This is a genomic window from Pedobacter frigidisoli (assembly GCF_032678525.1).
Lineage (GTDB): Bacteria > Bacteroidota > Bacteroidia > Sphingobacteriales > Sphingobacteriaceae > Pedobacter > Pedobacter frigidisoli_A.
Window position 1 is genome coordinate 1 of the sequence record NZ_JAVTSE010000005.1, and the last position, 26,685, is coordinate 26,685.

Sequence of the window (26,685 nt, forward strand, 5' to 3'; positions counted from 1 at the left end):
AGTAGTGGTGGCAGCCGTTGTAGCTTCCTGTGCAAATAATTGTGATGATAGGCCTAATAAAGCAATCAACATTGTTGATTTTGTAATTCTCGTATTCATTTTTTCTATTTTAAATGTTAATGTCTTAACAGTTTTTTTACATCACTGTTTTGCATCATCAGAGAAAAAATCCTGCCAAAAACAGACAAATTCATTCAAATAGCATATTATCAGGCTTTTAAGATAGTCGATTTAACACATAATAATGTTACTTTTAACATTTGGAAATGTCAGATTTTGTATGTATTTCAGTACAAAACATTAAATCGGCATTAGAAAATCAGCTTTTTTCAGATGGATTTTTCTTCCTGCTCAGCAACATATCAACGGTTTTCTCCAGGCGTGAAAGGCGCGTCTTCTCTTGTTTGGCAGATAAAATCCATAACACGTATTCTTTTCTGTGCGAATAGGCCAGACTGTTGAAGTAGGTAAGGGCCACTACATGTTTACTGAGCAGGGCTTCGAGATCAGGTGGTACCTTTATAATTTTATTTACAGGATCGATGTATTCTCCATACTCATTGCTTTTGATGTGGTCATTGCGCATCCCTGAAGCTTTAACTTCGGTAGAAAGTTTCAACCTGAGCCCTGTCCATATCCCGTTCACCGCTGCCGAGGCGCAAGGCGATAAGCCATACACCTCCAGCTCTTTCCAGGTTTTCATCAGGTCGAGGTCCGACTCAACCTTCGATGATTTTTTAGGATAAAACACCCAGAAGATTGTTTTCGCATTGATACGCGGTAAATGATCTTCAATCTGGCGGTTCAAAGTGGATTTAGCAGTAGTAAAAGTAATCAGTGCACTAAAATCACCTTCTCCACCGTACACCAGTGAGACGTCAGAGGGGATATCACCAAATATTGCAGCAGCGTTTTCCGGAGCGTCTACCACTTTAACCCGATAAGCAGGCTTGATTTGAAGTTTCTTAAGTAACAGGTTTTCCATCCCGGACATTTTTAAAGCCTCAATTTAGCAAAGAAATCCCAGAAAACAATACCTGCCGATATCACAATATTAAAAGAATGCTTGGTACCAAATTGTGGTATTTCGATACATTCGTCGATTTTTGACATCACTTCATCACTTACCCCATCAACCTCATTGCCAAATATCAGCGCATATTTCTTAGCCGGATCGGGCTTAAAGGTATTAAGCATGGTACTATTTTCCGCCTGCTCAATGGCCACGATCTCATAACCTTCAGCACGAAAAGCATCTACAGCTGCAGGGGTATCGGCATAATGAACCCAATTGACAGACTGGGTAGCACCCAACGCGGTCTTTTCAATTTCACGGTGTGGTGGCTGCGCTGTGATGCCACATAACACCACTTTCTCTAATGCAAAGCCATCTGCAGTGCGGAATATCGATCCTACATTATGCATACTGCGTACGTTATCTAAAATCACTATAACAGGCAGTTTCTCCTGGGCTTTAAACGCTTCTATGTCCGGGCGATTCAGCTCATCTAACTTTAACTTTCTCATCAGGCCGCAAAATTAAATAATTAATCTGGTTTGCCGTGGCAAAAAACTCCGTCCATCCTGCATCAAAAAAAGAAAATTCAGTTAAGTTTGCTGGGTAAATCAAAGCCAATTATCATTATGAGCGTTCAGCAGATACCAACAGGAATATTTATTGATGGTGAAGAAATCATTGCCATCGAACTCACCAATACAAAAGGCACTTATGTTAAAATCTTTAACTACGGCGCCATCATTAACAAGTTTATCGTAAAAAACGCAAAAGGAGAAAAGCAGGACATTGTACTGGGGTTTGAGACCATCGAACAATACCTTGATCCTGAATATATTGCCAATGGTGTTTACCTGGGCGCTGTTATAGGCCGGTATGCTAACAGAATTAAAAACGGTTCATTTTCTATTGGAGATGAAACCTATAAACTGGCTCAAACGAACGGCACTGAAACCTTACACGGGGGTGTAGTTGGGTTCGACAAAAAAGTTTGGGATATTGTGGAGCTGGATGAAGACGAATCATTTGTGACATTGGAGTATGAGAGTGTGGACGGGGAAGAGGGCTTCCCTGGAAACCTGGTTGTAGATCTTACCTTTGAGCTGACTGAAAATGACGAGCTGATACTAACCTATGAAGCAGAAACTGACAAGGCTACAGCCATCAATTTAACACACCACGGCTACTTTAATCTTTCAGCAACGGGCGAGACTGTAAGTAAACATCAGCAACAGATTTTTGCTTCAAACTCACTGGAACAGGATGGCAATTTTTGTCCCACGGGAAGATTACTGCCCGTTAGCGGAACGCCTCTTGATTTTACACAACCAAAAGAAATCGGTAAAGACTGGAATCCTGATGAAGGTTATGACCAGACTTTCGTACTGGATAAGGAGTATGGGGATTTATCCCTGGCCAGTAAAACAACTGAGCAGAACAGTGGTTTAGTACTCAGTGTATATACAACTGAACCTGTTGCCCATTTTTACACCGCTAAATGGCTGAAGGCAAAAAATGGTAAAGGCGGAAAAGATTACGTTGGTTATGGAGCATTCTGCGTGGAAACACAGCATCACCCGAATGCCGTGAATATTCCGGAATTCCCGACGACGATACTGCAACCTGAAGATTTGTATACACAAACCACGATTTATAAAGTATCACTATATTCCTGAACAATATTTACGAAAGCGCAGATTAAGCGTGCAGAAGCAAAATAAAAACTGGTGAAGGAAAAGATCAAGCCTACATAAGGTCACAGCCTTTCCAGCACCAGTTTGATGGCTTGTTCAACAATTTTATCGGGCGATTTACTAAACTCAAACTTTACCCGGCTGGCCAGGATGGCGTTTATCGACAAAGCCTTATGCCCTAAAACTTTGGCCAGGGCATAGATTCCGGCTGTTTCCATCTCGAGGTTGGTAATCCGGTATTCGTTGCTTTTAAAACTATTGATCAGGCCAATAAAATCAGGTATCAAATTTTCAGCACGAACTTTGCGGCCCTGAGGGGCGTAGAAGCCCGGAGCAGTGATGGTGATGCCATGGGTTAAATCTTTACCAATGGTATTCAATAAAGTGTCATCAGCAGCGGTTAGATAGGGATGGATGTTTGGGAGCTGGCCAAAATGCGAATTTACATCTTGCAGCAAATCCTGTTCCTTACCTGATGGATTTTGCTGGTAATAGTTCATCAGCGCATCCATGCCCAAACCAAATGAGGAGGCGAGAATCGTTCCCATCGGGATATCCGGCTGAACCGCACCAGATGTCCCTACGCGGATGATATTTAGCGACCTTAGCTCTTTTTTGACTTCCCTGCGTTCAAAATCTACATTTACCAGTGCATCCAGTTCGTTGAAGACGATATCGATATTATCGGTACCAATTCCTGTAGACAAGACGGTTACTCTTTTAGCACCTACATAACCGGTATGGGTGATAAATTCACGTTTGCCTTTTTTTAGTTCAACCCGGTCGAAATGCTTACTCACTTCACCTACACGGTCTGGGTCTCCAACAGTGATCACCGTATCTGCGACATCTTCGGGAAGCAGATTCAAATGGTAAATACTTCCATCAGGGTTGATAATCAGATCACTTTCAGCTATTTTCATGGTGGGGTTATTTGAGTTATATGGTTTGTATATACCTGGTCTTCACCTGGTCTATTTTATCAAATTTAGCTAAAACCTGGTTCAAGCTAATCTTTCTGACTTCAAATTTCAGTGTGCAGTTTGTATCGAACTGCTGATCAAGCACCTTCAGTTCTTCGTCTTTCACTACTTTCATCACGTCATTCATCTGAAGATATTCAAAATCTACTTCATAAATATCGTTGACGGTTTTAGAAACGATGTGTGCCGCGTTGAGCGCATCCACACTTGCCGTTTTGTAGGCATTAATTAAACCTGGAACACCCAGCAGCGTTCCCCCGAAATACCGTACTACAACAATTAAAACGTTCGTCGCATCGGCAGATAACAAACAATTTAAGATGGGTCGCCCGGCCGTACCTGATGGCTCACCATCATCGTTAATCCTGAACACTGACCGATCGGGACTAAGCCGGTAAGCGTAACACCAATGCCTGGCTTTGCTATGCTCAGCGCGGAGGTTTAACAACAGGGGCTTCACCTCTTCTTCCGACCGAATAGGGTACGCATAGGCCAGAAACTTACTGCCCTTATCACGAAAAATGCCTTTTGAAGCACCTTCGATCGTTTTATAAGTATCATCGAACAGCATTTTGCGATAAAGTGATGATGATTACTGCGGCCAGTGCCAATAAAATACCCATGTAGTTGAGTTTCGTCAGCTTCTCTTTAAACACCAGGATACCAATAATGCTGCCTACAATAATTACACCCAGGTTCATGGCGGCAAATACGGTCGACGGATTGTTAGCCAATGCCTTATGGGCCTTCATGTAAAAAAGAATATTGCCAAAATTAAATAAGCCCAATATCAGTCCACATGCCAGGTTTACCAGTTGAAGTCTGATTTTCCCGGTGATTGCTAAAAACACCACAATTACCAGGGCAACCACAAAAGCCATTGCAAACACGATAAACAGGGACGTGGTATAAGGAACCGCTTTATATAATGCAATCTGCTTAAAAAGCACATCTATGATACCGAAGCCAGCGAAAACCAATACCGGATAAAGCCAATTTCCTTTAGTTTCATTAGTTTCAGCCTTACGCAGAAACGTGAGAAATATCGCAGGAAAACCTACAGCCAGACCAATGATTTTTAACTGATTGAAGTCTTCTTTAAAAATAAAGAAAGCTGCCAGAACAGGAATGAATAGCGACAGGCGCTGAGCGATATCCGTTTTCACAATACCCAGATTTTTGATCGATGCCGCAAGGATTAAAAATACAGAGGGAAGTAGGATAGCTATGGGTATATAGATCTGCCAGGGTGCCGCAGCATTAAGCAGGCTAACGTCCGGTTTAAAAAACAAGAAACAAAGCAACAGGGCAGCAAAATAATTAACGGCAACGGCTTGAATGATGCTGATCTGGTACCGCTTTGCCAGTTTCAGTAACACGGCTACGGTAACACTACAGCAAATACTTAAAACAATAAATATCATTTATTTATGGCGTTTATGTAAATGGAAAGCTTATCTGTTCCAACCTGTTCCTGGTTGATTAAATGGCCGTTGATAGCAGGCGAGGCTATTCCTTCCGTCCAGCTATTGGCAGAGGTAAATATCCTGGCTTCATCCCAAAGGCCCCCCTCTAAAAACTGCAGGAGAATCTGCACGCCTCCTTCGATGATGACAGATTGAATATCCATAAGATACAGCTGAAAGGCAATTTTCTGGGCCAGATAAAAATGCATGTCTTCCATCTGAATGTAATGGATGTTATTTTCAACATCTGTTTTAACCTCGTTAAAGATGATGGTTTTGGCCTCCTGATTGAAAATGTGATTATTTTGAGGTATTTGTAAATTACGGTCGATCACCAACCGCACAGGATTCTTGCCCGGCCATTCGCGCGCAGTCAAATGCGGATTATCAATGATGGCGGTTTGCTTGCCGATCAAAATGGCATCCTCCTCTGTGCGCCACTGGTGTGCCAGTCGTTTGGCCACTGCACCGCTGATCCATTTCTGATGGCCATCTTTGGTGGCAAAGTACCCATTTGCCGTTTCTGCCCACTTTAAAATTATGTATGGCCTTTGTTTTTCTATACGTGTAAAAAAGCGTCTGTTAAAATACCTGCAGGCTTCATCCAGAATCCCGCTGGAAACCTCAATCCCGGCATTACGCAGCTTTTCGATACCTTTGCCGTCTACTCCCGAAAAAGGGTCACGGTTGCCAATAATCACCTGCTTCAGCTGATGCTTAACAAAAAGATCAGCACAGGGCGGGGTTTTGCCGAAATGGGCACAAGGTTCCAGGTTCACATATGCAATAGCTTGCTTTAAAAGCCCGGGGGCCGCATCGCCATAACGATCAAATACAGATTGAACCGCATTGGGCTCAGCATGTGCCTTTCCAAACTGCTGATGATAACCTTCACCAATGATTTTCCCGTCAACAACGATGACGCAACCCACCATGGGATTAGGACTTACATTACCGATTGCCAACGCTGCTAATTCCAGACAGCGTTTCATATAAAATTCATGGGTCATTGTTGCAAAAATAGTAAAAAATGCCTCATTGAACTCATAAATAGATTCCATATGATGTCAATTAAGTAATTTTACAGCAATGAAAATTGGAGCCTTAAAAGAGGATTATATCCTGGAACTTGAAATGTTATATGATGAGGATGACGCAAAGGTTTTGCTTGAAATGGCAATAGAACATATTACCGGCATTCCTTATCGTAAATTGCTCCTGCTACCAGAAGATCAACGACTCAATCCCATACAGGTTCAGCAGTTACTAACGGTGTTAAACGACCTTAAAATAGGAAAGCCTATCCAGCACATATTAGGAGAGGCTCATTTCTATGGGTCAGTTTTTAAGGTGAATGAAAATGTGCTGATTCCAAGGCCGGAGACTGAGGAACTGGTCGACTGGATCATCAACGATCATGCTGGTTCTTCCACTAAAAACAAAAGTGTGTTGGATATTGGCACAGGCTCCGGATGTATTCCCATATCGATCAAAAAGTATCTTCCGGCATTCCGGGTAAGCACGATGGATGTCTCGCCTCAGGCGCTTGATATGGCAAGAGAAAACGCATCGCAGCTGAAAACAGATATTAATTTCATCAATGCCGATATCCTGAACTATACAACTGAAGATAAATTTGATATCATCGTGAGTAATCCTCCATATATCAGGGAATTAGAGAAAGAGCAGATGCATAACAATGTACTGTCGCACGAACCTCACATGGCCTTATTCGTGAGCAATGAGGAACCACTGGTTTTCTATAAAGCCATTGCTGATTTTGCAAAAAAACAACTTCATCATGGCGGCCAGTTATATTTCGAAATCAATGAATATCTGGGTCAGGAAACAGTTGATATGCTTCTGGCTAAAGAATTCTCTGACATCGAATTAAAAGCCGATATGCAGGGAAAGGACAGGATGATAAAAGCCGTCCGGGTTTAGTGGACGGCTTAAAAGATAAAGCTCCCCATCGCGGGGAGCATCTATCCAACTAACAAAACATATTTTTAAAAGCTGAGATTGGGAGCATCTGTATATTAAGATCCTTTTTTAACCAATTTGTATTCGATTACCGGTTTACCACGGGTACCGCCATCGTTTGAAATAAAGCTCACAAATTTCAATTTGTAAACGTTACCCACGCCATCTTTAATTAAATAGAATACGTTCGAATTCACACCAATTGCTGTCCCTGTAGTAAATCTCCAATTGGATCCAATTACATCTCTTGCAGAAGAAAAAGTAATTCCGGTTAAATTTGATTCTGAAAAAGAAGCATAAGTTAAACTTGTGGTAACAGCTATTGATGCTGCTGTTACACCACCTATATTGTTAATGAAAACTAAATCTGAGAATGCATACGGCAACTGAGTTATAACTCCTGCTGCAGAAGTAGTAGATGTCCAATACATGCTATATCCCCAAACAATATCCCAACTTGCTTTTGCCGGTTCAACAGTTACTGCTGTACCCTTAACCAAGGATGCAAACTGAAAATTGGCTTCAGTATTTTTCGTGATATCCAAAGTTTGGTATGTAGTAGCGGCAACTTTGGCATACTGTAAAGTATAACCTGTAGTTCCTTTTCTGATAACACGTACTTTATATAATTCATCATTGGTAAGAACGGTATTGGTTCCACCTTTTCGGTTGATGATATAAACTTTGTTTTCTAAATCAGTTGCAGAGATTGCAGCAATGACAGGCTTATTGATAATACTTGCTTCCCTTGGATCATCGATAACTACGGGGGTAGTACCAGTTGCAGTCAACACACCGCCACCTTGTCCAACCTTAAGCAGGTTGGCATCAAAATCAGCAATACTTACAGCATTAATATCTGTTTTATTCACCGCTAAAGCAGAGGCGCCATTAGTAGAATTTAAAATTACCTTAAAATCCGATCCTGAATAAAATCCCAAATCCCAACTATCTCTGTCAACAGCGGTTTGCTTATCAGTACTAAAATCAACATAAACACTATTTCCTGCGGCACTTCCCAGTTCTGCTCCAACTAATCCATTCAGTGTAAGCGTACTCCCGTCTGATGGCGGAACTACCACAATAGGTTCGTCGCTATCTTTTTTACAGGCTGCAAATGTTACGGCGATAAATGCTATCGCAATCATTGAGTTAAGTTTGTTCATTTTCTGTTTTTTAATTCTTAGTTATATTTAAATTTTATTCCAGTTATAAGTTAGTCCAAGCGTATATGATCTTCCGTAACTCAGGGGAACAGCTCCGGTGGTTGTGCTATGTGGATTAGCCGATGAAGCTGAAGTCGCCGTACTGTTTAATTGGGTTACGTTGAATATATTTTTAACTCCCGCGTTAATGGTCAGGAATTTCCTGATATTCTTATTAATCATGAAGTCGGCAAAGCTGAAACCCGATATTTTGGTTTGCTGATAGCCGCCGGTGGTGGTTTGAAAGCCCAGTTTATCACCGGTGTACTTATAAAATAAACTCACACCGCCATTTAGCCTGGTAAGCTTGTAGTTCAGGCTTGCCGAAACTTCCGGAGACCATATCACTTTACTGCCGGTGAACTGCTCATCCTCTGAGTAATCATGATAGCTGCCGATGTAAGAGAAACCCAGGTTAGCCTGAAAGCTTTTGTAGATCAAAGTATTATCTAGTGTGGTACCAACCGTTTTAAAGTTAGCCACGTTAAACAGGCTGGTCACCGCATCATCGTTCGGATCTTGTGCAAAATCAATTTTGTTCTTAAACTTATTGAAAAAGCCTGCAAGGGTAGAGCGAAACTGAACACTTTCAGTAGTAATACCCGACCAGGCCACCGAACCATTAAAACTATTTGATTCTTCAGCCTTCAGGTTTGGATTACCGTAAATGACATGACTGGCATCTACAAAATCATAATATAGTTCCCTTAGTGCCGGTGACCTAAAGCCCCGTGCATAAGCTAACCTTAAATCCAGCGTTTTACTCAGCCGGAACTTCGTGTTTAGTGAAGGAATGACCGGTGGTGCATCATAGATTGAATTTTTGATGAATCTGAGACCCGGGCGGATATTCATCCAGTTTACCGGCTTGATTTCTGATGAAGCAAAAAAGGCGTAATCAGAAATGACAGGCGTTCCAGATATCCTTTGTCCTGATGCGCCATCACGATTATATTCAAACCCTGGCTGAAAAGAAATCAGATCATTAAGCTTATAAATAGCAGTAGTGCGAAAAATAGCAGAGTTGAACTTAGCCACATCCTGTTCTCCGGCTGCAGTGGTTAATTCTTCTGTATTGTTAGTAAAATCATGAAGAACGGTACGTGTATTCCTTTGCAAGTCGGTATAACCAGCAATTGCCGTAAGCTGTAGGTTAGGGTTTATCCGCCATTCCGATTGCAACTGCTGCGTATAACGGTCTGTTGTATAAGCTGCGAGTTTACCTTTTCCGAGATCATTAATCCCATAGCGTACATCAATAACTTCATTTACCCCATCTAAGCGGTACCAGATATTAAAGTTGTCATTCTTATAACCCACTTTCGCATTTCCCAGCCATTGCTCTTTTGGTTTCCAAAAGGTACCCCAACTGTTAAACTGCGCAAGTGTAGCCGTTTTGGGAGGGAGGTTCCATCCGCCAAATTCATTATGGCTTCCACCTGCCAGCGCACTCCAGCCATTCTTTTGCCAGCTCAGGTTTAAGCTCTGGTTATGTACCCCAGATCCTGTAAATCCATTATATTCTTTACCAACCGTTTCTTCCTGAACCCGGGCATTAACATTAAAAAGTGCATTTGCAGGTTTTTTAGTAATGATGTTAATTACCCCAGCCAAAGCATCCGTTCCATAAACAACAGACATCGGCCCTTCAACAATTTCAATCCGATCAACTGTATTAATATCAATCTGCCCAAGGCTTTCTCTCGTATCCGAGCGGTCAACCATCGGTACACCATCGAGTAAAATTTTAACGTTTCTTCCAGTCATGCCCATTAACGATACGTCTGTAGTGCCCAATGTCAAATCATTGCTAAATCTAAATCCGAGTTCTGTATTTAATACCTGCTGCAAATTAGTTGCCCCGCGTAGCCTGATCTTTTCGGAACTGATTGTTCTGACGTTATACACGGAGTTTTTTAAAGTTTGCGGACCAAACTGACCTGTTACCACCACATCCTTTAAATCGGTCGCCCGGGCGGTATCCACTTTAACATCCTGTGCAGCAGCAGCAAAACCGCAAAGCAAAAAAGCAACAGATAAATATTTATTCATTTATTTAGACTAATTATAAACAATTGTGCAAATTTGTGCATTATCAGGAAGAAGTGATAACGCCAAACGGATAATTAATGCCGCTACACGGATTAAAACAAATGGAGATTCAGCTTTCAGCACGCCAAACAGGAAAAGTCATTTACAGTAACAACCATGCCTCTGATATGAATACAGAAACGGGCATACAACAGAATAAAGCAGTTATAGATCATCCGGATTACCAGATTTCAATCTTTGAAAAATGGTTTGAAGGAGTGCAGGTCACCAGTATCAGTATCGCAACGGGAGCCCCGGCAGAATTTAGCTTGCAGTACAATGATCAGCAGATTAGCTATCTATTTAGCCTGGAAGGAGAAGTAAGCTTCCCTGCCACCGGTCAGGGGTTGCGATCATTAGATGTCGAAAGTATCCGGCGAACCAAACTAGACGGTTCAGGTTACCAGGATTTCCAGGTTTTAAAAAGTGCGGAACTCATTTATCTCCAGCTCACGTCAGCATACTTCCAGAAAATAACAAGTCAGGAGTGCTCCGGTTGCGCTTTCAGCCTTCCCCCGGATCAGGTCTCTCTGGAAGTTAAAGCATTGTTGCAGCAAACCAGCAACTATGCTTACACCGGCAGGCCCGAACGGATTTACCTGGAATCAAAAATAATGCAACTGTTGCTTTTACTGGCAAAACCAAAGGATCTACAGGTTGCCGGCATCAAAGACGATGATGTAAAGAAGATACTGCTCGCCAGGAAAATTGTAGAAGACAACCTGCAGAAACCGTTTTCACTCATCGAACTCTCACGTAAAGCGGGCATTAATGATTTTAAGCTAAAGAAAGGTTTTAAAGCACTTACCGGATTTACGGTTTTTGGATACCTTTATAAACTGAGGATGGAGAAAGCCCTTTTCTACCTGCAACAGGAGCGAAGACAGGTAAATGAGGTATCTTTTCTGGTAGGTTATAAAAACCCGCAACATTTTATCGTCGCATTTAAACGACACTTCAATTTGCTGCCGGGAAGCCTGAACAAAAGTTAGCGCAAACGTTTGACGAGCCTAGTTTTCGTCGTTTACCACCAAATCAGATTCTACAATCGTATTGAAATATGCCTGATTCTCCACGTTGGGGTTACTCATCAGATCCAGCAGAATATTAGCTGCTTTCTGTCCCTGCAAATAGGGGTATTGCTCTACAGATGCCACAGGGCAATGATCCAGGTAACTGATGAATGGTAAATTCGCATAACTGACCACATCAAAATCATTAATCACCTCCAGCTTTTTGAAATGTTTGATTAAAAACAAGGCTACATAATCATTGAAGGCTACAATAGCTGTCGGCTTCCGTTTGTGGTTAATCAATTCATCCGCAGCAGCAATAGTTCCCTTTTCTGTTAAATCGCAATTAACCACCAGCGTAGGATCAAATTTCAGTCTGTTGTACGTAATCGCCTGCATGTATCCTTCCTTCCGCTCTTCGCTTGCGTAAAGGGTAGTTGGACCATTGATTAAACCAATTGTTCTGTGTCCTTTCTTTAGCAGGTAATTTACAGCCTTCACAGTAGCACTCTCCAGACTGCAGGCTACATAATGGACATTTTTAAAAGGGGGAATGCGGTCGAAAAATACCACAGGGATATTGAAAGTACTTAATTTTTCGAAATGGTCGAACTTTGAGGTGTCTTTACTGATGGAAACCAGCAGACCATCCACCCTTTGATTTTTCATTTTTTCCACCAGCCTTACTTCGAGATCGTAATCATCATGCGACTGGGCAAAGATTACGGTATAGTTCTTTTTCATCGCCTCATCTTCAATGGCAGATATTGCTGTAGAAAAGAAGTGCTCAGACAGTTCAGGTAAAATTACACCAATGGTATAGGTTTTACCTTTCTGAAAAAAGATAGCCGCATTATTGGGCTCGTAGTTTAACGACTTCGCAAGTTGCTTTATTTTCTCACGGGTTACAGCACCAATACTGGGATGATCATGTAATCCCCTGGATACACTAGAAGGAGAAATATTTAATATTCTCGCAATTTCCTTTATGGTTGTTGGCTTTGATCGCATTCTATCAGCTAAAGTACATTAAATTCTTATATCAACTAATTTACACATTAATCAAACGTTTGCGTTCTTTTTTAGACGCGTTTTCTTTCCGTTCGCATCAAAATATGAATACATTCGGAGAATCAAAGATCAACAAAACCAAATCAACAATGAACAGAAGAGAATTTGTACGAAACGCCGGATTAACCACCGCAGCTATCGCTACCATTCCTGATCAAACCTTATTTGCTGCTCAGGTTAAAGACAGAATAAAGGTGGTGATGATAGGAGTGGGCCTGAGGGGACAAAACCATTTAAGCCTGGTTTTGAGGCGTGATGATGTAGAGCTGGTTGCCATTTGTGATGTAGATGACAAAATGCTTCAGATGAGTAAAGCCATCATTTCGAAAAGCGGAAAACCAATGCCTAAGATTTTCACAGGTGATGAGAATGCCTGGAAAAAGATGCTGGAGATAAAAGATCTCAAGGCGGTCATCATCGCTACACCATGGGAACTCCATAAACCCATGATTTTAGGCGCCCTTGATGCCGGCATTAAATATATCGCCACCGAAGTAATTCTGGGAATTAACCTGCAGGATCACTGGGATGTGGTGCATGCTACAGAAAAAGCCAATGCCCATGTAATGATGCTCGAAAATGTATGCTACCGCCGTGATGTACTGACTGCACTGAACATGGTTCGCCAGGATATTTTTGGTGAAATGCTGCATTTGCAAGGCGGTTACCAGCACGATTTAAGAGAGGTGAAATTCAATGATGGTGTAAATCCTTACGGCCATGGTGTTGAATTTGGCGAAAAAGCTTTTTCTGAAGCACGTTGGAGAACCAATCATTCGGTATACCGCAATGGCGATCTATATCCAACCCATGGCATCGGGCCGGTGGCACAATGCATCAACATTAACCGGGGTAACCGTTTCCTTAAACTCAATTCCTTCGCTACAAAATCCCGCGGTCTGCATAATTATATTGTAGATAAGGGCGGAGCAAGCCATCCGAATGCAAAAGTCAACTTCAGACTGGGTGATATCGTAACCACCACAATCGACTGCGCAAATGGCGAAACCATTATTCTTCAGCACGATACCAATCTGCCTCGACCTTACTCCCTGGGTTTCAGGTTTCAGGGTACCAAAGGACTTTGGATGGATGTTAATAAAAGTATTTATGTGGAAGGAGTGAGCAAGCCCCATACCTGGGATAATGCAAAAGAATGGTTAGATAAATATGATCACCCGCTCTGGAAGAAATACGGCAACGATGCCCAGGGCGCTGGTCACGGTGGTATGGATTTCTTTGTGATCCATGCATTCATAGAAGCAGCAAAACGCAACGAGCCTACTCCGCTTGATATATATGACGCCGCAGCATGGAGTGCCATCACACCCTTAAGTGAGCAATCTATTGAGCTGGGCAATGAAACCGTCGAGTTCCCCGACTTTACCGGCGGCAGGTGGATGAGCAGAAAACCTGTATTTGCGTTAAACGATGATTATTAATCCAACAAAAGTATCTCTCCAAACCCGGGAGATACTTTTATACATTTTATTTATGAAACTGATTGATTCCAATTTTATTTGTTAAGTTTACGATAGGTTAATAATGGCTTAATGATACTTGCTTTAATTTGAAAGCGATCATGAATACCTGTAAACCTCATCCCTTTATAATATCATTTTACACCCCAACTGTAATAAACACATGTTTTTTTAACTCATTGTGAATTGGATATGTATAAGGAATTGGAAAGTAACTTCTTTTACCTGGTAAAGCTAAATAAAAACAGGGCATTTCAGCTCGTGTTTGATGCTTACTGGAGTATTATTTTTAATCAGGCATACAAAAAAGTAAACAATACGGATGTGGCTAAAGACCTCGCCCAGGAAGTTTTCGTATGCTTGTGGGATAAGATTGACTTGCTCGATACGGAAGGCAGCGTACTGGCTTATTTATATGCCATCCTGAAGAATAGAACCTTAAAACTTTACGCACACGATGATGTTAAACTTCGCTATGCCAATAAAGTAGCTAAAAGCGGAATTCCCGCAGATCACCACTCTCAGAACATCCTCCTGGAAAAGGAACTCAAAATGATTATCGATGATGAAGTGATGAGGATGCCGGCAAGGATGAAAGAAATCTACCTGATGAAGAAAGAGGATGACCTATCTATCAGGGAAATTGCCGAAGAACTTTCCCTTTCCGAACAAACCATTAAAAATCAACTTCAGACTGCATATCAACGCCTGAGGTTGCGCGTGAGCGAATACGATGCCTCGCTGGCCCTTCTGGCCCTGATGATTAGCAGATACATGTCTTAATCTGCCCATTGTTATTCAGCCCGGGATGCTGCTTTGCATCCGGGTATATGATGGAAACTGAATAAATATTAAGAGGGCTATAGTACTTTATCATGTTTCAGGGTATATCCTAGAAAAGCGACTGTTTTGGAACACGATTACATCAAACAACTGATCAGAAAATACAACAATCAAACTGCAACCGCTGAGGAAAAGTTGCTGGTTGAAGACTGGTACGCCCGTATTGAAGGTGAAGACCTTTCATCTGCTGAAGCTGATCTTGACGCGATTAAAAGCGAAATCTATACAACGGTGATCAGCCGAATCAGTCAGCAGCATTCAGCACCGAATAAACAACAACCCGTAAAAAAGTTGTTTCCCCTTTTTGCAAGGGTTGCGGCATTGCTGATCATCGCCCTCGGAGGCTTTTATCTGTATTTCCACAAACCGATACACCCATTTATTAAACCCAATACCAATCAGGCCGCCCAGCATCAGATTAAGCCGGGAGGAAACAATGCGATTTTAAAACTGGGTAACGGGCAGGAAATTATATTGAACGAAAGCGCCGAAGGCCAACTGGCATTGCAGGATGGTGTGCTCATCACCAAAACCAGTAGTGGTGAAGTGACCTACCATTTCGCCAATCAGCAATCAACGGCCGGCATTAAAAATAATACCATCTCCACCCCAAAGGGAGGCCAGTATCATCTAATTTTAACTGATGGAACCCAGGTATGGCTGAATGCCAGCTCTTCAATTACATTTCCCACCGCATTTACAGGCACTAAAAGAAACGTAGCGATAACCGGAGAGGCTTACTTCGAAGTAGCAAAGGACAAACTGAAACCTTTCATGGTGCATACCGACCAATCGGTAATCACTGTGCTGGGTACCCATTTCAACGTCAATACCTACAGTGATGAGGATGATGAGCGGACAACACTGCTGGAAGGTGCGGTAGCCGTTAAAAATAATACAAAAACGGAGCTTTTACATCCGGGTGAGCAGGCCACTATTGCCAGGTCTTCTCCAAACATAAAAGTGAAAACCATGGAAAATCCCGATGCTGCCATTGCCTGGAAACAGGGATATTTTCAGTTCTCCGGCTCCGATCTGAGGTCTTTTATGCGGCAGATTTCCCGCTGGTATGATACTGAAGTGATTTATAATGGTGAAATACCGGTAAAATCCTATACGGGTAAAATCCCCAGGAATTCAAGTGCCGAAGAGCTGATCAGGATGCTTTCTTACTCAGGTATTCACTGCCGGATTGAACAGGGAAGAATAACAATTAATCCTAAATAAAGAACCAAAACCAAACTAATCTTTAAAAAACCAAACCGCTATGAATTAAGAAATACCAGTCACACCCAGGTAATCTCAAAATAAAGAACGGGAAGTGTTCGTACCACCCCCCGTCAGATTTTAGGGATTTACGCTCCTGAGGGGAAAGTTCCGCTGCAGGAAAACAATATTGATCTAAGCCATAATGTTTTAAAACCCAAATTCAAAGGTATGAATTTAAGTAGATTCTTGTATATGGCATCGTCCATAGCAAGCAGAACAAAACAACTATTAATTGTAATGAAGCTAATTGCAATCATTTTACTTGCTTCTTTTTGTCAGGTTAGCGCCAGTGTTTACAGCCAGAACCTTACGCTTAAGCAAAAGAACGTATCTATCGATGTCGTTTTTCGTTCCATCGAAAAGCAAAGCGAGTATGTATTTCTTTATGACAACCTGGAGCTAAAAAATGCCAAAAAAGTGAGCATAGACGTTAAGGAAATGTCCATTGAGCAGGTGTTGAACATCTGTTTCAAAGACCAGCCGCTCAACTACAAAATATTCGATAAAACAATCGTATTGAAACGCAAATCAGAGCCGGTTATGAACCTGATTTTTGAAGCCATAAAAGGAAAAATACTGGATGAAAAAGGCCTGCCTATTGTGGGTGCCAGTATTTTAGTTAAGGGGACCAAGACCGGGGCTACCACGGATGGGAACGGTGCTTTTACTATTAATGCACCAATCGGCGCCACGCTGGTCATATCCTACATTGGTTATACCTCCAGGGAAGTGGCCATTGACACCCAGCGGGAATACAGCATCTCCCTTCAGCCGGCCTCCAACGATCTAACCGATGTGGTCGTTACCGCCCTGGGTATCAAGCGATCGGAAAAATCTTTAGGCTACGCAGTACAAAGAGTTGGCGGAAAAGATTTACAAACCGTGAAAGGTGTTGACGTCGGCACGTCGTTAACCGGTAGGGTGTCAGGACTGGTAGTCAAAAACTCGACTGAATTCAACGCGCGGCCGACGATCGAGGTACGTGGTGAAGGTGCCTTATTGGTTATTGATGGTGTGCCTTATCGCAACATGTCACTAAGAGATATCCCAACTGATGACATCGAGAGCATGGACATTTTGAAGGGACCAACAGCATCAGCATTATATGGCTCAAGAGCCCCGGGGGGAGTAATTTTAATCACGACTAAAAAAGGTTCGGCAGGAAAAGGATTCTCTATTGATTTTAATAGCAATACCATGACCTCTCTTGGATATCTGGCCATACCTGATGTACAAAGTTCGTATGCACGCGGTCAGAACGGCGTAATTGACAACGATTATGTTTGGGGACCAAAATTAGATGTGGGTGGCACCGCCAGGGACTGGAATCCGGTAACCAAACAATTTGAAGATAATATGCCATTGGTATCAAAGGGAAAAGACAATTTAAAGAACTTCATGTCTAATGGTATCGTACTGAACAATAACCTGAGCATCGCACAATCGGGAGAGAATGGAAGTTTCAGAATCGGTTTAAACGATATTTATAATAAAGGCCAGTTTCCGAACCAAAATTTAAACATGGTAAATCTGACCATGGCTGGTGAAATGAAGCTGAGTGACAAATTTAAACTGGAAGGACACATGGGCGTGAGCAAGAGATGGGCAGATCAGGTATGGGGAACCGGTTATAACAATCAGGGTTATCTTTATCAGCTGGTCATGTGGACGGGAACAGAGTATGACATCCGTGATTACCAGGACTACTGGAAAGTTCCAAATAAAACCCAGAACTGGATGTACACCAACTGGTACGATAATCCATATCTGATTGCTTACGAAAAACTCAATGGAATACAGAATAACACCGTAAATGCAAATGTTACAGCTACGTATAACATCAATAAAGATTTGAGTGTATTGGCAAGAATAGGATACGATAATTATAACAATAAAACCTCTTTCCGAAATCCAACAGCGAATATCTTCAGTACACGTGGTGGCGCCGTAAACGGTAGCGGCTGGAATGCGAAAGGGATGTACTCTATACGTGATTCGGTGGGGTTTAGTACTAATAATGATTTGATAGTCAATTATAAAAAGAAACTAAATAAGGTTACAATTGACGCACTAGCTGGAGGAACTATTTTTTATTTCCAGAATCAAATTTTAGAAGCGACGACTAAAAACGGGTTAATTTCTCCAACATTCTATTCAGTTGCTGGTTCGGTTGAACCTCCGACTGTTGCGCAGGGAGGTAATAGCCAACAACTGAACAGTTTGTTTGGAAGGGCCTCAATTGGGTATGCGGATGCTGTATTTCTCGACTTTACCGGCAGAAATGACTGGAATTCGTCGCAACCAAATACCTCCAGATCTTATTTTTATCCATCCCTAGGCTCAAGTGTAGTCGTTTCAGAACTCGTGGATCTGCCCAAGGTGATTGATATGTTCAAGCTTAGAGGCTCATGGGCTATATTTAAAACGGCCTTTAATCCATACGCCATCAATAGGACATACGGTACTACAACCTCAGCGTGGAACACACTCAATTCTGCTAATTATCCTTCATCACTATTAGGCTCTGATCTATTACCAAGCTCACAAAGAACCTATGAAATTGGTGCGGCCGGATATATGTTTAAAAGACGCTTGCATTTTGATGTCGCCTATTTTAATAAGCTTTATTATAATCGCCAGGCTAGTGCCAGCATTGCTGCCACATCAGGGTTTTCTACAACACTGGTCAACCTCGACGAAACCTATGAAAGACGCGGATTGGAAATCACAGTGGACGGAACTGTAATCAAAAACAGCGATTTCCAATGGAATTCAACCATCAACTGGTCTAATCAGCACCGGTATTATGTCGACCTGGATAGCAAGTATTCACCCGACAATTTATGGACGGCAAAAGGCGCACGACTGGATAGTTATACAGGCACGTATTGGTTAACCGATCCGAGTGGAAATGTTATTCACCAGAATGGTGTGCCTGTCAAAAGCACCTATTCAAAAGTGCTGGGTTATACCGATCCGGATTTTAGTTTGGGTTTCATCAATAATTTCAGCTACAAAAACTGGTCGCTGGGCATTAATATTGATGGCCGTATAGGAGGCTGGATGTACAACTACATCTATGATAAAATGTTCGATACCGGAACCGCACCGGAAACTGATAACCAGTACCGTTATGATCAGGTAGTAAATAAATTAAACAATTACGTTGGCACAGGAGTAAAGGTCGTTTCCGGCACAGTAACCTTCGATAAATATGGGCAGATTGTCAGCGACACCAGACAGTATGCGGTGAACGATGTTCAGGTAGGTTATCAAAATTATGCGCAGAATTTCAGGGGTGGCGATCTCGGCTTTCAGAATGCAAGTTTTGTAAAACTCCGCGAAGTATCATTGGGTTACAGTCTGCCCGCGAAAGTTACAGGCAAACTGGGCTTAAAGAATGCTTCGTTCTCCCTAACCGGCCAAAACCTGTTCATGTGGACGAACTTTAAATACTCCGACCCGGATGTGGATACGGAAAACCTCAACTCACCATCCATGCGAATGGTCGGATTTAATGTTAAAGTCGGCTTTTAGTGATCAACCATATTTAAGAAGATGTTATGAAAAGTAATTTTTTGAAATATACCTTATTATTATCTATACTGATATCAATAAGCAGTGGCTGCAGTAAATTCGAAGCCATTAATACCAATCCGAATGCAACCACTGAGGTTAATTCAGCAATGTTGGCCACCAGCATGATCCTGAGCATTACGCGGAGCGACATCAGTACCACAAAAGCATTTATGCAGCCATTTCTGCTGGGCAAATACCTCACCTGGGGCGAAGGGCAGGAGGGCTTTCAATACAATCGCCTTAACCGCACAGATTTTGATCGCATTACCGTATTAAGAAATATCACCCCAATGGAGACTTATGCTACCAGCGATGCATTGAGAAAATCCTATCAGGCCCTTGGGCACTTTGTAAGGGCATGGCAGTTTTTCATCAGCACCATGCAGGTGGGTGATATCCCTTACACAGAAGCAGTAAAAGGGGAGTCGGCCGGGATTCTACAACCTAAATACGATACTCAGAAAACTGTTTTTCTGGGTATATTAGATGAGCTAGATCAGGCCAATGCCTTATTTGCCCAGGGTGCAACATTTGAAGGCGATCCGATCTTTGCAGGAAGCACCGAAAAATGGCGTCGTTTAACGAACAGTTTTGAACTGCATGTTTTAATGAATCTTTACAAAAAAACCACCGATGCAGACTTAAAGGTTATAGATCGCTTTAAAGACATTGTAGCAAACCGCTTATTGATGAGGGACTACAACGATAATTTCGCACTGGCCTATAATGCTACAGCCGGACAAAATTATCCCTGGAGTGATGTACCCGCGGGCTCAGGAAACTCCTTTGTAAAATCAAACTATACCATGCTTAGCAATGTGCTGCTAGATCCGCTTAAGGTTACCAACGACAGGCGTTTGTTTTATTATGCTAAACCCTCTGCCATCAAAATAACTGCCGGGTTTCCCCAATCAGATAAGGCCGCCTATCCGGGCGTAGAGCCATCTGATGCGTTTTCCGCTTTGCAAACCATCAGGGTAGGCAAGGACTATGCAGATATTAATAACCGCTACACCAATCTGGTGAATGCAGAACCGGTAGGGGTTTTTAACTATTGGGACCTGCAGTTCATTCTTGCAGAGGCAACACTTCGAGGATGGATTTCTGGCACAGCAGCCCAGACCTATTACGCCAATGGAATTAAATCATCGATGACTTTCATTGCGGCCAATACACCCGACCTGGCCGACTACCACCACAACATGAAAATGGATGCCGCCTACATTGATGCCTTTCCGGCTACAGTAGCACTGGCAGGTACTACCGACCAGCAGATTGGTCAGGTCATCACGCAGAAATATGTGGCCAGCTTTCTGCAGGGAAATAAATACCAGTCGTGGTTCGAAAACCGCAGAACAGGTTACCCGGTATTTAAGCTCAATACCTCAACAAACTTAAACACCCCTTCAACCAGTTTACCTTTACGCTGGATGTATCCGTCAAACGAACTGAGTTATAACTCAGTGAACCTTGCTGCAGCCATAGCAAGCCAGTTTGGGGGGAATGATGATAATAACCAGATCATGTGGTTATTAAAATAAACAAAAGCCGGAATAATACCTTTAAAAGCCCTGAGTTCATCAGGGCTTTTTTTGCTTTGGGCTGACGTAAAGCTAATTTCTATTTATATAAATTAGCGCTCTAAAATTTTAAGATGATCTTTATCTATATATTCCTTATCCTGGCACTAGTGGTGTTCATAGTACTCAACCTGCCTGTTTTCGGTCGCTTACCTACCGGCACTCGCCTTAACCATATTCAACATTTATCAAATTACAGGGATGGCGCACTGCAAAACCTATCGCCAACCTTAATGCAACCGGAGGGTGTAAGCTTTTTTACCCTTTTGAACGCTTTTCTTTTCAATAAGAACCGGGATAAGACCCCATCCAATCCGCTGCCATTCATCAAACCCGATCTCAGTAGCCAAGCAGCTGGTGATGAGGTGGAGCTCATCTGGTTCGGACATTCTTCCTACCTGATTAAAATCAACGGATACAGGATTCTGGTCGATCCTGTTTTCAGTGAAACCCCCTCGCCATTTTCTTTCATAGGGAGCAAAGCTTTCAAGGGCACTGGTTTTGTACAGGCTGGCGATTTTAAAGATATCGATGTACTGGTCATCACCCACGACCACTATGACCACCTGGATTACCAGAGTGTGTTAAAAATCGCACCCAATAGTAAATCCATAGTCACCTCTATAGGAGTAGGCTCACACCTGGAAAGATGGGGTGTACCGGCCTCAAAAATTAATGAATTATGCTGGGAGCAGTCGGTTACGCTATTCAATGAGCTGAAGTTCACCGCTGTATCCGGACGGCATTTCACTGGCAGAAAATTCAGGCGGAACCAAACCTTGTGGTCGGCGTTCATACTGGAGTCCGCGCAATCGAAACTTTTCCTGGGAGGAGATTCTGGCTATGATACCCATTTTGCAGAAATCGGCAACCAATACGGTCCCTTCGACCTCGCCCTACTCGAATGCGGGCAGTACAATGCCTACTGGCCTTATATACACATGTTTCCCGAACAAACCGTGCAGGCCGCAATAGATCTGAAAGCAAAAGTACTGATGCCCGTACACTGGTCCAAATTCAGTTTAGCCATGCATAGCTGGGATGAACCTGTAAAAAGGGTAGTGGCAGCTGCAGAAAAGCTGCAGTTCCCGATGGTGACTCCACAGCTGGGTGAGACCGTTATCCTCAATAAATATATGCCTGAAGAGAAATGGTGGCTTCAAGCCTAAAACCCTAAACAAAAACAGCATACTGGTGTTTTATGCTTAAAGTATAAGCTATGAAAACCGATCTTACCGAAATATTTCAAACCATCAGGGCTGGCCTGCAACCTTATGCCACGCGTGGATATACCGTGCATGAAAACTCAGAATCGGGATACGATTTATACAGTGAAAAAAATGTGGAAGAGAGCGGTGGAACCATTACAGAAAGATTTTTTGCTGGTATCTATATCAACGGAGATCAGGTAGAAGTTAAGATAAACTCCACTGTTTTTTCCGCAGGAAAGGACGAGCTTTTGGAATTTAGTCCTGAACAATCTGGTTTAAAAACGAACAGGCTCGATGATACGAAACGCAAAGAAGTGGAAACCCTTATAGAGATAGCTCATTCAAAGTTTAAGGAAAAAGAGTGGATTTAAGATTCTGTTCTTAAATTTGCATCCGGTGACTACAAGTCGCCGGATAAACTGACCCGATTGAACAAAGCAGCTCAAACAGCAACCAACTGGATTTCACTATTACAATCTGAACTGAAAAACGAAGGTTTACAGGGCCGTCTTATTCATGAAGATGGCTTTCGGTTGCTCGTAATCGACGAGGATCAGCTTTACCTGAATCTCATCCCCCTGAATAATCAATGTCATCCTTTTCAGCTCATCAGGCTGCAGGAGAGCTATCATCTCCATCAAAAAAAATGCATTCATTTATGGGAAGATGTTTGGCAAACGCGGTCTCCGCAGGTTTTAGCCAGAATAAAATCCCTTTTGGGAGATAACATCCGGATTCATGGCAGAAAAACCAGGGTGGTTAAACTTGACAAACCTGTCGCAGATTTATTTCTAGCTCAAAATCACCTGCAGGGAAGCGTGAGCAGCCGTTACAAACTGGGCTTGTTCGAAAAAGAAAGTCTTGTAGCCGTAGCCACCTTTTCGGCCCTGCGCAAAATGAAGCATAGCGACAACTATAAGTCTGCAGAACTGATTCGTTTTGCGGTGAAGGCTGGTTATTCTGTAACAGGTGGATTAAGTAAACTACTCAAACACTTTGCAGATCAATATCAGCCAGATGATATCATGAGCTACGCCGACCGGGACTGGTCGGCCGGAGAAGCATATAACAAGCTGAATTTCGAATTCACTAATGCCATTGACCCACAATATTTTTACCTCGATGGAGAAGGGAAACGTAAATTAAAAACGGATGTTTGTACCAGCGGTAAGGAAGTTTTCAATACCGGTAGTCTGAAATTTATATGGAAATGCAAGGATGGAAAATACTAACCTGATCATTATCCTGGGGGCCACGGCTTCCGGAAAAACCCGGCTTGCGGTTCAGGTTGCCCATGCCCTGAACAGCGAGATCATCAGTGCCGATAGCCGGCAGGTATTCCGCAAAATGGATATTGGCACTGGAAAGGACCTGAGCGAGTATTTGCTCGGCAGTCGAAACATCCCATATCATTTAATCAATATCCTGGATGCGGGAGAAAGGTACCATGTGGATGCCTTCAAAAATGATTTTTACCAGGCTTTTGAAAGCATCACTGCAAAAGGTAAAATCCCCGTATTGTGTGGCGGAACCGGAATGTATATCCATAGCCTGCTCCAAAACCAGGCCTTCACTGCTGTACCGGTAAATGAAGCACTCCGAAAAGAACTTGACCTTCTTTCTAAGGAAACACTTCAAACCATGATCAGCAAAAGCCAGCATCTGCCCCTGGTGGATCTTTCTTCAAAGAAAAGACTGATCAGGGCAATTGAAATAGAAACTTTCCTGCAATCGAACACACTTGAGGCAGTTGAACGGCCTGAACTGAGACCCATGGTTTTCGGATTGAAGAGTGAAGTCAACCTGACGCGTTCTAAAATATTAAAGCGGCTGGATGATCGTTTCGACCAGGGAATGATTGCCGAAGTAGAAGCGCTGCTTGCTGAAGGAATCACCACGGATATGCTGGTATTTTATGGTCTGGAGTATAAGTTCATCGCGCAATACCTTGGCGGTTTGCTCGATTTCGACGAGCTGAGAAACAAACTTGGTATAGCCATTTGCCAGTATGCCAAACGCCAGAATACATTTTTCAGGAAGATGGAAAGGGATGGAGTGACCATAAACTGGCTCAATGCCGGCGCTGAAACCAACCTTTTAAAACAGCTTATCCTGCAAAAGGTTTAAACTAAATTAAATTATTCTTTTAAGTGCTGTTTATGACCAGATTATAGCTATTCGCTATAAATAACAGGCTTTTTGGCACAGCCTTTGTAACCATTAACACATATTATTTTACCTAATAAAACGATATCTTAAAATGAAAACAATTACTAAAATTCTAGCTACTTCAGCAGCTGTAGTAGCACTATTTATCTCTACAAATGCAAACGCACAAAATAAACAAAAATTAGGCATAGGAATTATCGGTGGTATCCCTACAAGTGACGCTTACGGTGTGGCTTTAGGTGCAGACTTACGTTATCAGTTTGATGTCGATAAACAATTATCCATTCCGGTAACTGCAGGTTATACCCGTTTCCTGGGTAAGGAAATTGGCAACACAGGCATTGATGCTCCTGATTTTGGTTATATCCCGGTTAAAGTTGGTGCCAAATATTTCTTTAACGATTCAGGATCCGGCGTTTATGGATTAGCTGAACTGGGTGCTGGTTTTGGAACCAATAAAGGCGCAGGAACATCATTTGTATATTCTCCGGCTTTAGGCTATGCCTGGAGCAACGGATTAGATCTTGGTGTTAAATATGAAGGTTTAGCAAGAGACGGTGGTAGCACAGGTTATGTTGGCTTACGTCTGGCTTACGGATTTAGTTTATAAACCACAAAGTATGTTTAAAAAGCCCCGCACCTGTGCGGGGCTTTTTTTATTTCAGGACATTTTGAAAAAGATGAAAATTAATAAATCTGATTACATTCCGGTTACGTAAGTATGATAAACCTTATCATTAAATTACATATCGAATATGAAAAACATTACTAAATTCTTCGCAACAGCAGCAACGGCAGTTGCAATTTTCGCAAGCACAAATTTAAAAGCCCAAACTATGGAAACACCAGCAGCAGGAAGCGGTATGGCATTCAAGGTTGGGGTAGGCGTAAATTATGGCTTATTTCCTGATCGTTCAGAAATGGACTACGGTTACGGTGCAGATTTAAAATTACAATACGACTTAAGTCCGTTTGTGGCCGTTACTGCATCTGGTGGTTACACACGCCTGAAATGGAAAGGCAGTCCTTTGAAATTCGAATTTATTCCATTATTGGGCGGTGTAAGGGTATTTCCAATTGAGAGAATGTACCTGGCTACTGAACTTGGATCAGGACTAGCGGTTAAAGACGGCGCAAATATGAACTTCATCTACACCGGTGGGTTAGGATACGAATGGAAAAATGGTTTAGATCTTGGAATCAAATACGAAGGATATGTGAACAACAGTTCATCGGATTTGTATTTTATGAAAACAGGACAGTTCAATTTGAGATTAGCTTATAATTTCAAATTATAATTAAAACATCATTTAATTGGGAAGCCCTGCAGTTTGCAGGGCTTTTTTTATTGATTTCATATTATAATTGCTATTTTGAGCCGAAAACCAAATACAATGAAAAAAATATTCGGCATTGCCATTTTAGCCACTTTACTTGCTTGTAATCAATCAGAGAAAAAATCGGAAAATCTTTCAGATTCGACAACTAAATCAGCTTCGGCAAATCACGATGTTAAAGTGAAGGATGCCCAAAAGGACAGCATCCTGGTTCAATATTTCAACTTAAAAAATGCCCTTGTAAAATCTGATTCTTCAAAAGCACAAGCTGCAGCAAAAATCCTTGAGAAAAGTTTAGCTGGATACGAAGGCTGTGAGCCTACCGCTTTAATTGCCGGGAAGATTGCTTCAAAGGCAGATTTGGCTACCCAGCGTAAAGATTTCACTACACTAAGTGCAGATATCATTGCACTGGTTAAAAGCAGTGAGCTTGAAAAAGGTACAGTATATGTACAACATTGCCCGATGGCAAACAAGGGCGATGGCGGTGACTGGTTATCTTCAGAAAAGCAAATCAGAAATCCTTACTACGGCGATGAAATGCTGGAATGTGGCAGCGTGGTAGAGGAAATTAAAACCAAATAAGAAAACAGCAGAAAATCTTAATCAAATCATGATTGTTACGTCACACCGACCTAATTTTCATATTAAATTAACAGATTTGTTATGCCCGTATATTAATTTTATATAATTTA

Annotated in this window: 24 protein-coding genes; 15 read left to right on the top strand and 9 right to left on the bottom strand. The window is 42.1% G+C overall.

The features are described from left to right. Positions 1 to 319: 319 nt before the first annotated feature. Both R2Q80_RS14570 and R2Q80_RS14575 read right to left on the bottom strand, forming a co-directional pair. Entirely contained in the window at positions 320 to 985 is a 666-nt protein-coding gene (locus tag R2Q80_RS14570) for a YdeI/OmpD-associated family protein (protein ID WP_316800294.1), read from the bottom strand. Between the two features lie 11 nt (positions 986 to 996). Continuing rightward, positions 997 to 1,527, bottom strand: a complete 531-nt coding sequence (locus R2Q80_RS14575; RefSeq protein ID WP_316800295.1) for an RNA methyltransferase — start codon at positions 1,525 to 1,527, stop codon at positions 997 to 999. Between the two features lie 117 nt (positions 1,528 to 1,644). Between R2Q80_RS14575 and R2Q80_RS14580 the strand changes: the two genes are divergently transcribed. Continuing rightward, the gene (locus R2Q80_RS14580; RefSeq protein WP_316800296.1) at positions 1,645 to 2,691 is read left to right on the top strand and encodes an aldose epimerase family protein; all 1,047 of its coding nucleotides are present in this window, start codon (positions 1,645 to 1,647) and stop codon (positions 2,689 to 2,691) included. A gap of 80 nt (positions 2,692 to 2,771) precedes the next feature. Here the strand turns inward: R2Q80_RS14580 and R2Q80_RS14585 are convergent, their stop codons facing one another. The 4 genes from R2Q80_RS14585 to ribD are packed head-to-tail and all read right to left on the bottom strand — an operon-like array spanning position 2,772 to position 6,168. Next, complete coding sequence (locus R2Q80_RS14585; protein ID WP_316800297.1) at positions 2,772 to 3,632, bottom strand: nucleoside phosphorylase; 861 nt, start codon at positions 3,630 to 3,632, stop codon at positions 2,772 to 2,774. Positions 3,633 to 3,648: 16 nt separating this feature from the next. Further along, on the bottom strand, positions 3,649 to 4,263 hold the full coding sequence (locus R2Q80_RS14590; protein WP_316800298.1) for a YigZ family protein: 615 nt from the start codon (positions 4,261 to 4,263) through the stop codon (positions 3,649 to 3,651). Continuing rightward, positions 4,250 to 5,116: an EamA family transporter gene (locus tag R2Q80_RS14595; RefSeq protein WP_316800299.1), complete on the bottom strand. Its 867-nt coding sequence runs from the start codon at positions 5,114 to 5,116 to the stop codon at positions 4,250 to 4,252. The genes R2Q80_RS14590 and R2Q80_RS14595 overlap by 14 nt, the downstream gene beginning before the upstream one ends. Continuing rightward, entirely contained in the window at positions 5,113 to 6,168 is a 1,056-nt protein-coding gene (gene ribD, locus R2Q80_RS14600) for a bifunctional diaminohydroxyphosphoribosylaminopyrimidine deaminase/5-amino-6-(5-phosphoribosylamino)uracil reductase RibD (protein ID WP_316800619.1), read from the bottom strand. Before ribD ends, R2Q80_RS14595 begins: the two co-directional genes overlap by 4 nt. 79 nt (positions 6,169 to 6,247) lie before the next feature. Here ribD and prmC point away from each other — a divergent pair, with 79 nt between their 5' ends. Further along, positions 6,248 to 7,102 (top strand): peptide chain release factor N(5)-glutamine methyltransferase, encoded by an 855-nt coding sequence (gene prmC / locus R2Q80_RS14605; protein ID WP_316800300.1) that lies wholly within the window; start codon positions 6,248 to 6,250, stop codon positions 7,100 to 7,102. Positions 7,103 to 7,197: 95 nt separating this feature from the next. Here the strand turns inward: prmC and R2Q80_RS14610 are convergent, their stop codons facing one another. Both R2Q80_RS14610 and R2Q80_RS14615 read right to left on the bottom strand, forming a co-directional pair. Further along, on the bottom strand, positions 7,198 to 8,307 hold the full coding sequence (locus R2Q80_RS14610; RefSeq protein WP_316800301.1) for an HmuY family protein: 1,110 nt from the start codon (positions 8,305 to 8,307) through the stop codon (positions 7,198 to 7,200). A gap of 27 nt (positions 8,308 to 8,334) precedes the next feature. Further along, positions 8,335 to 10,398, bottom strand: coding sequence for a TonB-dependent receptor (locus R2Q80_RS14615; protein WP_316800302.1), 2,064 nt, complete (start codon positions 10,396 to 10,398; stop codon positions 8,335 to 8,337). A gap of 77 nt (positions 10,399 to 10,475) precedes the next feature. On the opposite strand from R2Q80_RS14615, the gene R2Q80_RS14620 reads away from it, so the two are divergent. Next, positions 10,476 to 11,429, top strand: a complete 954-nt coding sequence (locus R2Q80_RS14620) for an AraC family transcriptional regulator (protein WP_316800303.1) — start codon at positions 10,476 to 10,478, stop codon at positions 11,427 to 11,429. Between the two features lie 18 nt (positions 11,430 to 11,447). Here R2Q80_RS14620 and R2Q80_RS14625 read toward each other — a convergent pair whose 3' ends face one another. Next, on the bottom strand, positions 11,448 to 12,461 hold the full coding sequence (locus R2Q80_RS14625; protein WP_316800304.1) for a LacI family DNA-binding transcriptional regulator: 1,014 nt from the start codon (positions 12,459 to 12,461) through the stop codon (positions 11,448 to 11,450). A gap of 149 nt (positions 12,462 to 12,610) precedes the next feature. Between R2Q80_RS14625 and R2Q80_RS14630 the strand changes: the two genes are divergently transcribed. The 12 genes from R2Q80_RS14630 to R2Q80_RS14685 all read left to right on the top strand — a co-directional run bounded on the left by R2Q80_RS14630 (position 12,611) and on the right by R2Q80_RS14685 (position 26,575). After that, positions 12,611 to 13,963, top strand: coding sequence for a Gfo/Idh/MocA family protein (locus R2Q80_RS14630; RefSeq protein WP_316800305.1), 1,353 nt, complete (start codon positions 12,611 to 12,613; stop codon positions 13,961 to 13,963). A gap of 231 nt (positions 13,964 to 14,194) precedes the next feature. Further along, entirely contained in the window at positions 14,195 to 14,785 is a 591-nt protein-coding gene (locus R2Q80_RS14635) for an RNA polymerase sigma factor (RefSeq protein WP_316800306.1), read from the top strand. 126 nt (positions 14,786 to 14,911) lie between these two features. Then, the gene (locus tag R2Q80_RS14640) at positions 14,912 to 16,072 is read left to right on the top strand and encodes a FecR family protein (protein ID WP_316800307.1); all 1,161 of its coding nucleotides are present in this window, start codon (positions 14,912 to 14,914) and stop codon (positions 16,070 to 16,072) included. A 279-nt stretch (positions 16,073 to 16,351) separates the two neighbouring features. Beyond that, positions 16,352 to 19,651: a SusC/RagA family TonB-linked outer membrane protein gene (locus tag R2Q80_RS14645; protein WP_316800308.1), complete on the top strand. Its 3,300-nt coding sequence runs from the start codon at positions 16,352 to 16,354 to the stop codon at positions 19,649 to 19,651. Between the two features lie 26 nt (positions 19,652 to 19,677). Next, complete coding sequence (locus tag R2Q80_RS14650) at positions 19,678 to 21,234, top strand: SusD/RagB family nutrient-binding outer membrane lipoprotein (protein ID WP_316800309.1); 1,557 nt, start codon at positions 19,678 to 19,680, stop codon at positions 21,232 to 21,234. 113 nt (positions 21,235 to 21,347) lie between these two features. Continuing rightward, positions 21,348 to 22,442, top strand: a complete 1,095-nt coding sequence (locus tag R2Q80_RS14655; RefSeq protein WP_316800310.1) for an MBL fold metallo-hydrolase — start codon at positions 21,348 to 21,350, stop codon at positions 22,440 to 22,442. Positions 22,443 to 22,492: 50 nt separating this feature from the next. Next, positions 22,493 to 22,855, top strand: a complete 363-nt coding sequence (locus R2Q80_RS14660) for a hypothetical protein (RefSeq protein WP_316800311.1) — start codon at positions 22,493 to 22,495, stop codon at positions 22,853 to 22,855. Between the two features lie 57 nt (positions 22,856 to 22,912). Beyond that, complete coding sequence (locus R2Q80_RS14665; protein ID WP_316800312.1) at positions 22,913 to 23,716, top strand: hypothetical protein; 804 nt, start codon at positions 22,913 to 22,915, stop codon at positions 23,714 to 23,716. Further along, positions 23,703 to 24,611 carry a tRNA (adenosine(37)-N6)-dimethylallyltransferase MiaA gene (miaA, locus tag R2Q80_RS14670; RefSeq protein WP_316800313.1) on the top strand — a complete coding sequence of 303 codons (909 nt, stop codon included), beginning with the start codon at positions 23,703 to 23,705 and terminating at the stop codon, positions 24,609 to 24,611. The genes R2Q80_RS14665 and miaA overlap by 14 nt, the downstream gene beginning before the upstream one ends. A 133-nt stretch (positions 24,612 to 24,744) precedes the next feature. Further along, positions 24,745 to 25,263, top strand: a complete 519-nt coding sequence (locus tag R2Q80_RS14675; protein WP_316800314.1) for a hypothetical protein — start codon at positions 24,745 to 24,747, stop codon at positions 25,261 to 25,263. 145 nt (positions 25,264 to 25,408) lie between these two features. Next, positions 25,409 to 25,951: a hypothetical protein gene (locus tag R2Q80_RS14680; RefSeq protein WP_316800315.1), complete on the top strand. Its 543-nt coding sequence runs from the start codon at positions 25,409 to 25,411 to the stop codon at positions 25,949 to 25,951. 96 nt (positions 25,952 to 26,047) lie between these two features. Then, complete coding sequence (locus tag R2Q80_RS14685; RefSeq protein WP_316800316.1) at positions 26,048 to 26,575, top strand: DUF3347 domain-containing protein; 528 nt, start codon at positions 26,048 to 26,050, stop codon at positions 26,573 to 26,575. Positions 26,576 to 26,685 lie beyond the last annotated feature (110 nt).

What these genes read in the sequence shown, in the direction of transcription:
- R2Q80_RS14635 (WP_316800306.1), top strand. Translation starts at nt 14,195, where the DNA reads ATGTATAAGGAATTGGAAAGTAACTTCTTTTACCTGGTAAAGCTAAAT.
- R2Q80_RS14575 (WP_316800295.1), bottom strand. Translation starts at nt 1,527, where the DNA reads ATGAGAAAGTTAAAGTTAGATGAGCTGAATCGCCCGGACATAGAAGCG.
- R2Q80_RS14610 (WP_316800301.1), bottom strand. Translation starts at nt 8,307, where the DNA reads ATGAACAAACTTAACTCAATGATTGCGATAGCATTTATCGCCGTAACA.
- R2Q80_RS14660 (WP_316800311.1), top strand. Translation starts at nt 22,493, where the DNA reads ATGAAAACCGATCTTACCGAAATATTTCAAACCATCAGGGCTGGCCTG.
- R2Q80_RS14630 (WP_316800305.1), top strand. Translation starts at nt 12,611, where the DNA reads ATGAACAGAAGAGAATTTGTACGAAACGCCGGATTAACCACCGCAGCT.
- R2Q80_RS14620 (WP_316800303.1), top strand. Translation starts at nt 10,476, where the DNA reads ATGCCGCTACACGGATTAAAACAAATGGAGATTCAGCTTTCAGCACGC.
- R2Q80_RS14685 (WP_316800316.1), top strand. Translation starts at nt 26,048, where the DNA reads ATGAAAAAAATATTCGGCATTGCCATTTTAGCCACTTTACTTGCTTGT.
- prmC (WP_316800300.1), top strand. Translation starts at nt 6,248, where the DNA reads ATGAAAATTGGAGCCTTAAAAGAGGATTATATCCTGGAACTTGAAATG.
- R2Q80_RS14580 (WP_316800296.1), top strand. Translation starts at nt 1,645, where the DNA reads ATGAGCGTTCAGCAGATACCAACAGGAATATTTATTGATGGTGAAGAA.
- ribD (WP_316800619.1), bottom strand. Translation starts at nt 6,168, where the DNA reads ATGACCCATGAATTTTATATGAAACGCTGTCTGGAATTAGCAGCGTTG.
- R2Q80_RS14625 (WP_316800304.1), bottom strand. Translation starts at nt 12,461, where the DNA reads ATGCGATCAAAGCCAACAACCATAAAGGAAATTGCGAGAATATTAAAT.
- R2Q80_RS14655 (WP_316800310.1), top strand. Translation starts at nt 21,348, where the DNA reads ATGATCTTTATCTATATATTCCTTATCCTGGCACTAGTGGTGTTCATA.
- R2Q80_RS14585 (WP_316800297.1), bottom strand. Translation starts at nt 3,632, where the DNA reads ATGAAAATAGCTGAAAGTGATCTGATTATCAACCCTGATGGAAGTATT.
- R2Q80_RS14595 (WP_316800299.1), bottom strand. Translation starts at nt 5,116, where the DNA reads ATGATATTTATTGTTTTAAGTATTTGCTGTAGTGTTACCGTAGCCGTG.
- R2Q80_RS14590 (WP_316800298.1), bottom strand. Translation starts at nt 4,263, where the DNA reads ATGCTGTTCGATGATACTTATAAAACGATCGAAGGTGCTTCAAAAGGC.
- R2Q80_RS14615 (WP_316800302.1), bottom strand. Translation starts at nt 10,398, where the DNA reads ATGAATAAATATTTATCTGTTGCTTTTTTGCTTTGCGGTTTTGCTGCT.
- R2Q80_RS14645 (WP_316800308.1), top strand. Translation starts at nt 16,352, where the DNA reads ATGAAGCTAATTGCAATCATTTTACTTGCTTCTTTTTGTCAGGTTAGC.
- R2Q80_RS14570 (WP_316800294.1), bottom strand. Translation starts at nt 985, where the DNA reads ATGGAAAACCTGTTACTTAAGAAACTTCAAATCAAGCCTGCTTATCGG.
- R2Q80_RS14680 (WP_316800315.1), top strand. Translation starts at nt 25,409, where the DNA reads ATGAAAAACATTACTAAATTCTTCGCAACAGCAGCAACGGCAGTTGCA.
- R2Q80_RS14675 (WP_316800314.1), top strand. Translation starts at nt 24,745, where the DNA reads ATGAAAACAATTACTAAAATTCTAGCTACTTCAGCAGCTGTAGTAGCA.
- R2Q80_RS14650 (WP_316800309.1), top strand. Translation starts at nt 19,678, where the DNA reads ATGAAAAGTAATTTTTTGAAATATACCTTATTATTATCTATACTGATA.
- miaA (WP_316800313.1), top strand. Translation starts at nt 23,703, where the DNA reads ATGGAAAATACTAACCTGATCATTATCCTGGGGGCCACGGCTTCCGGA.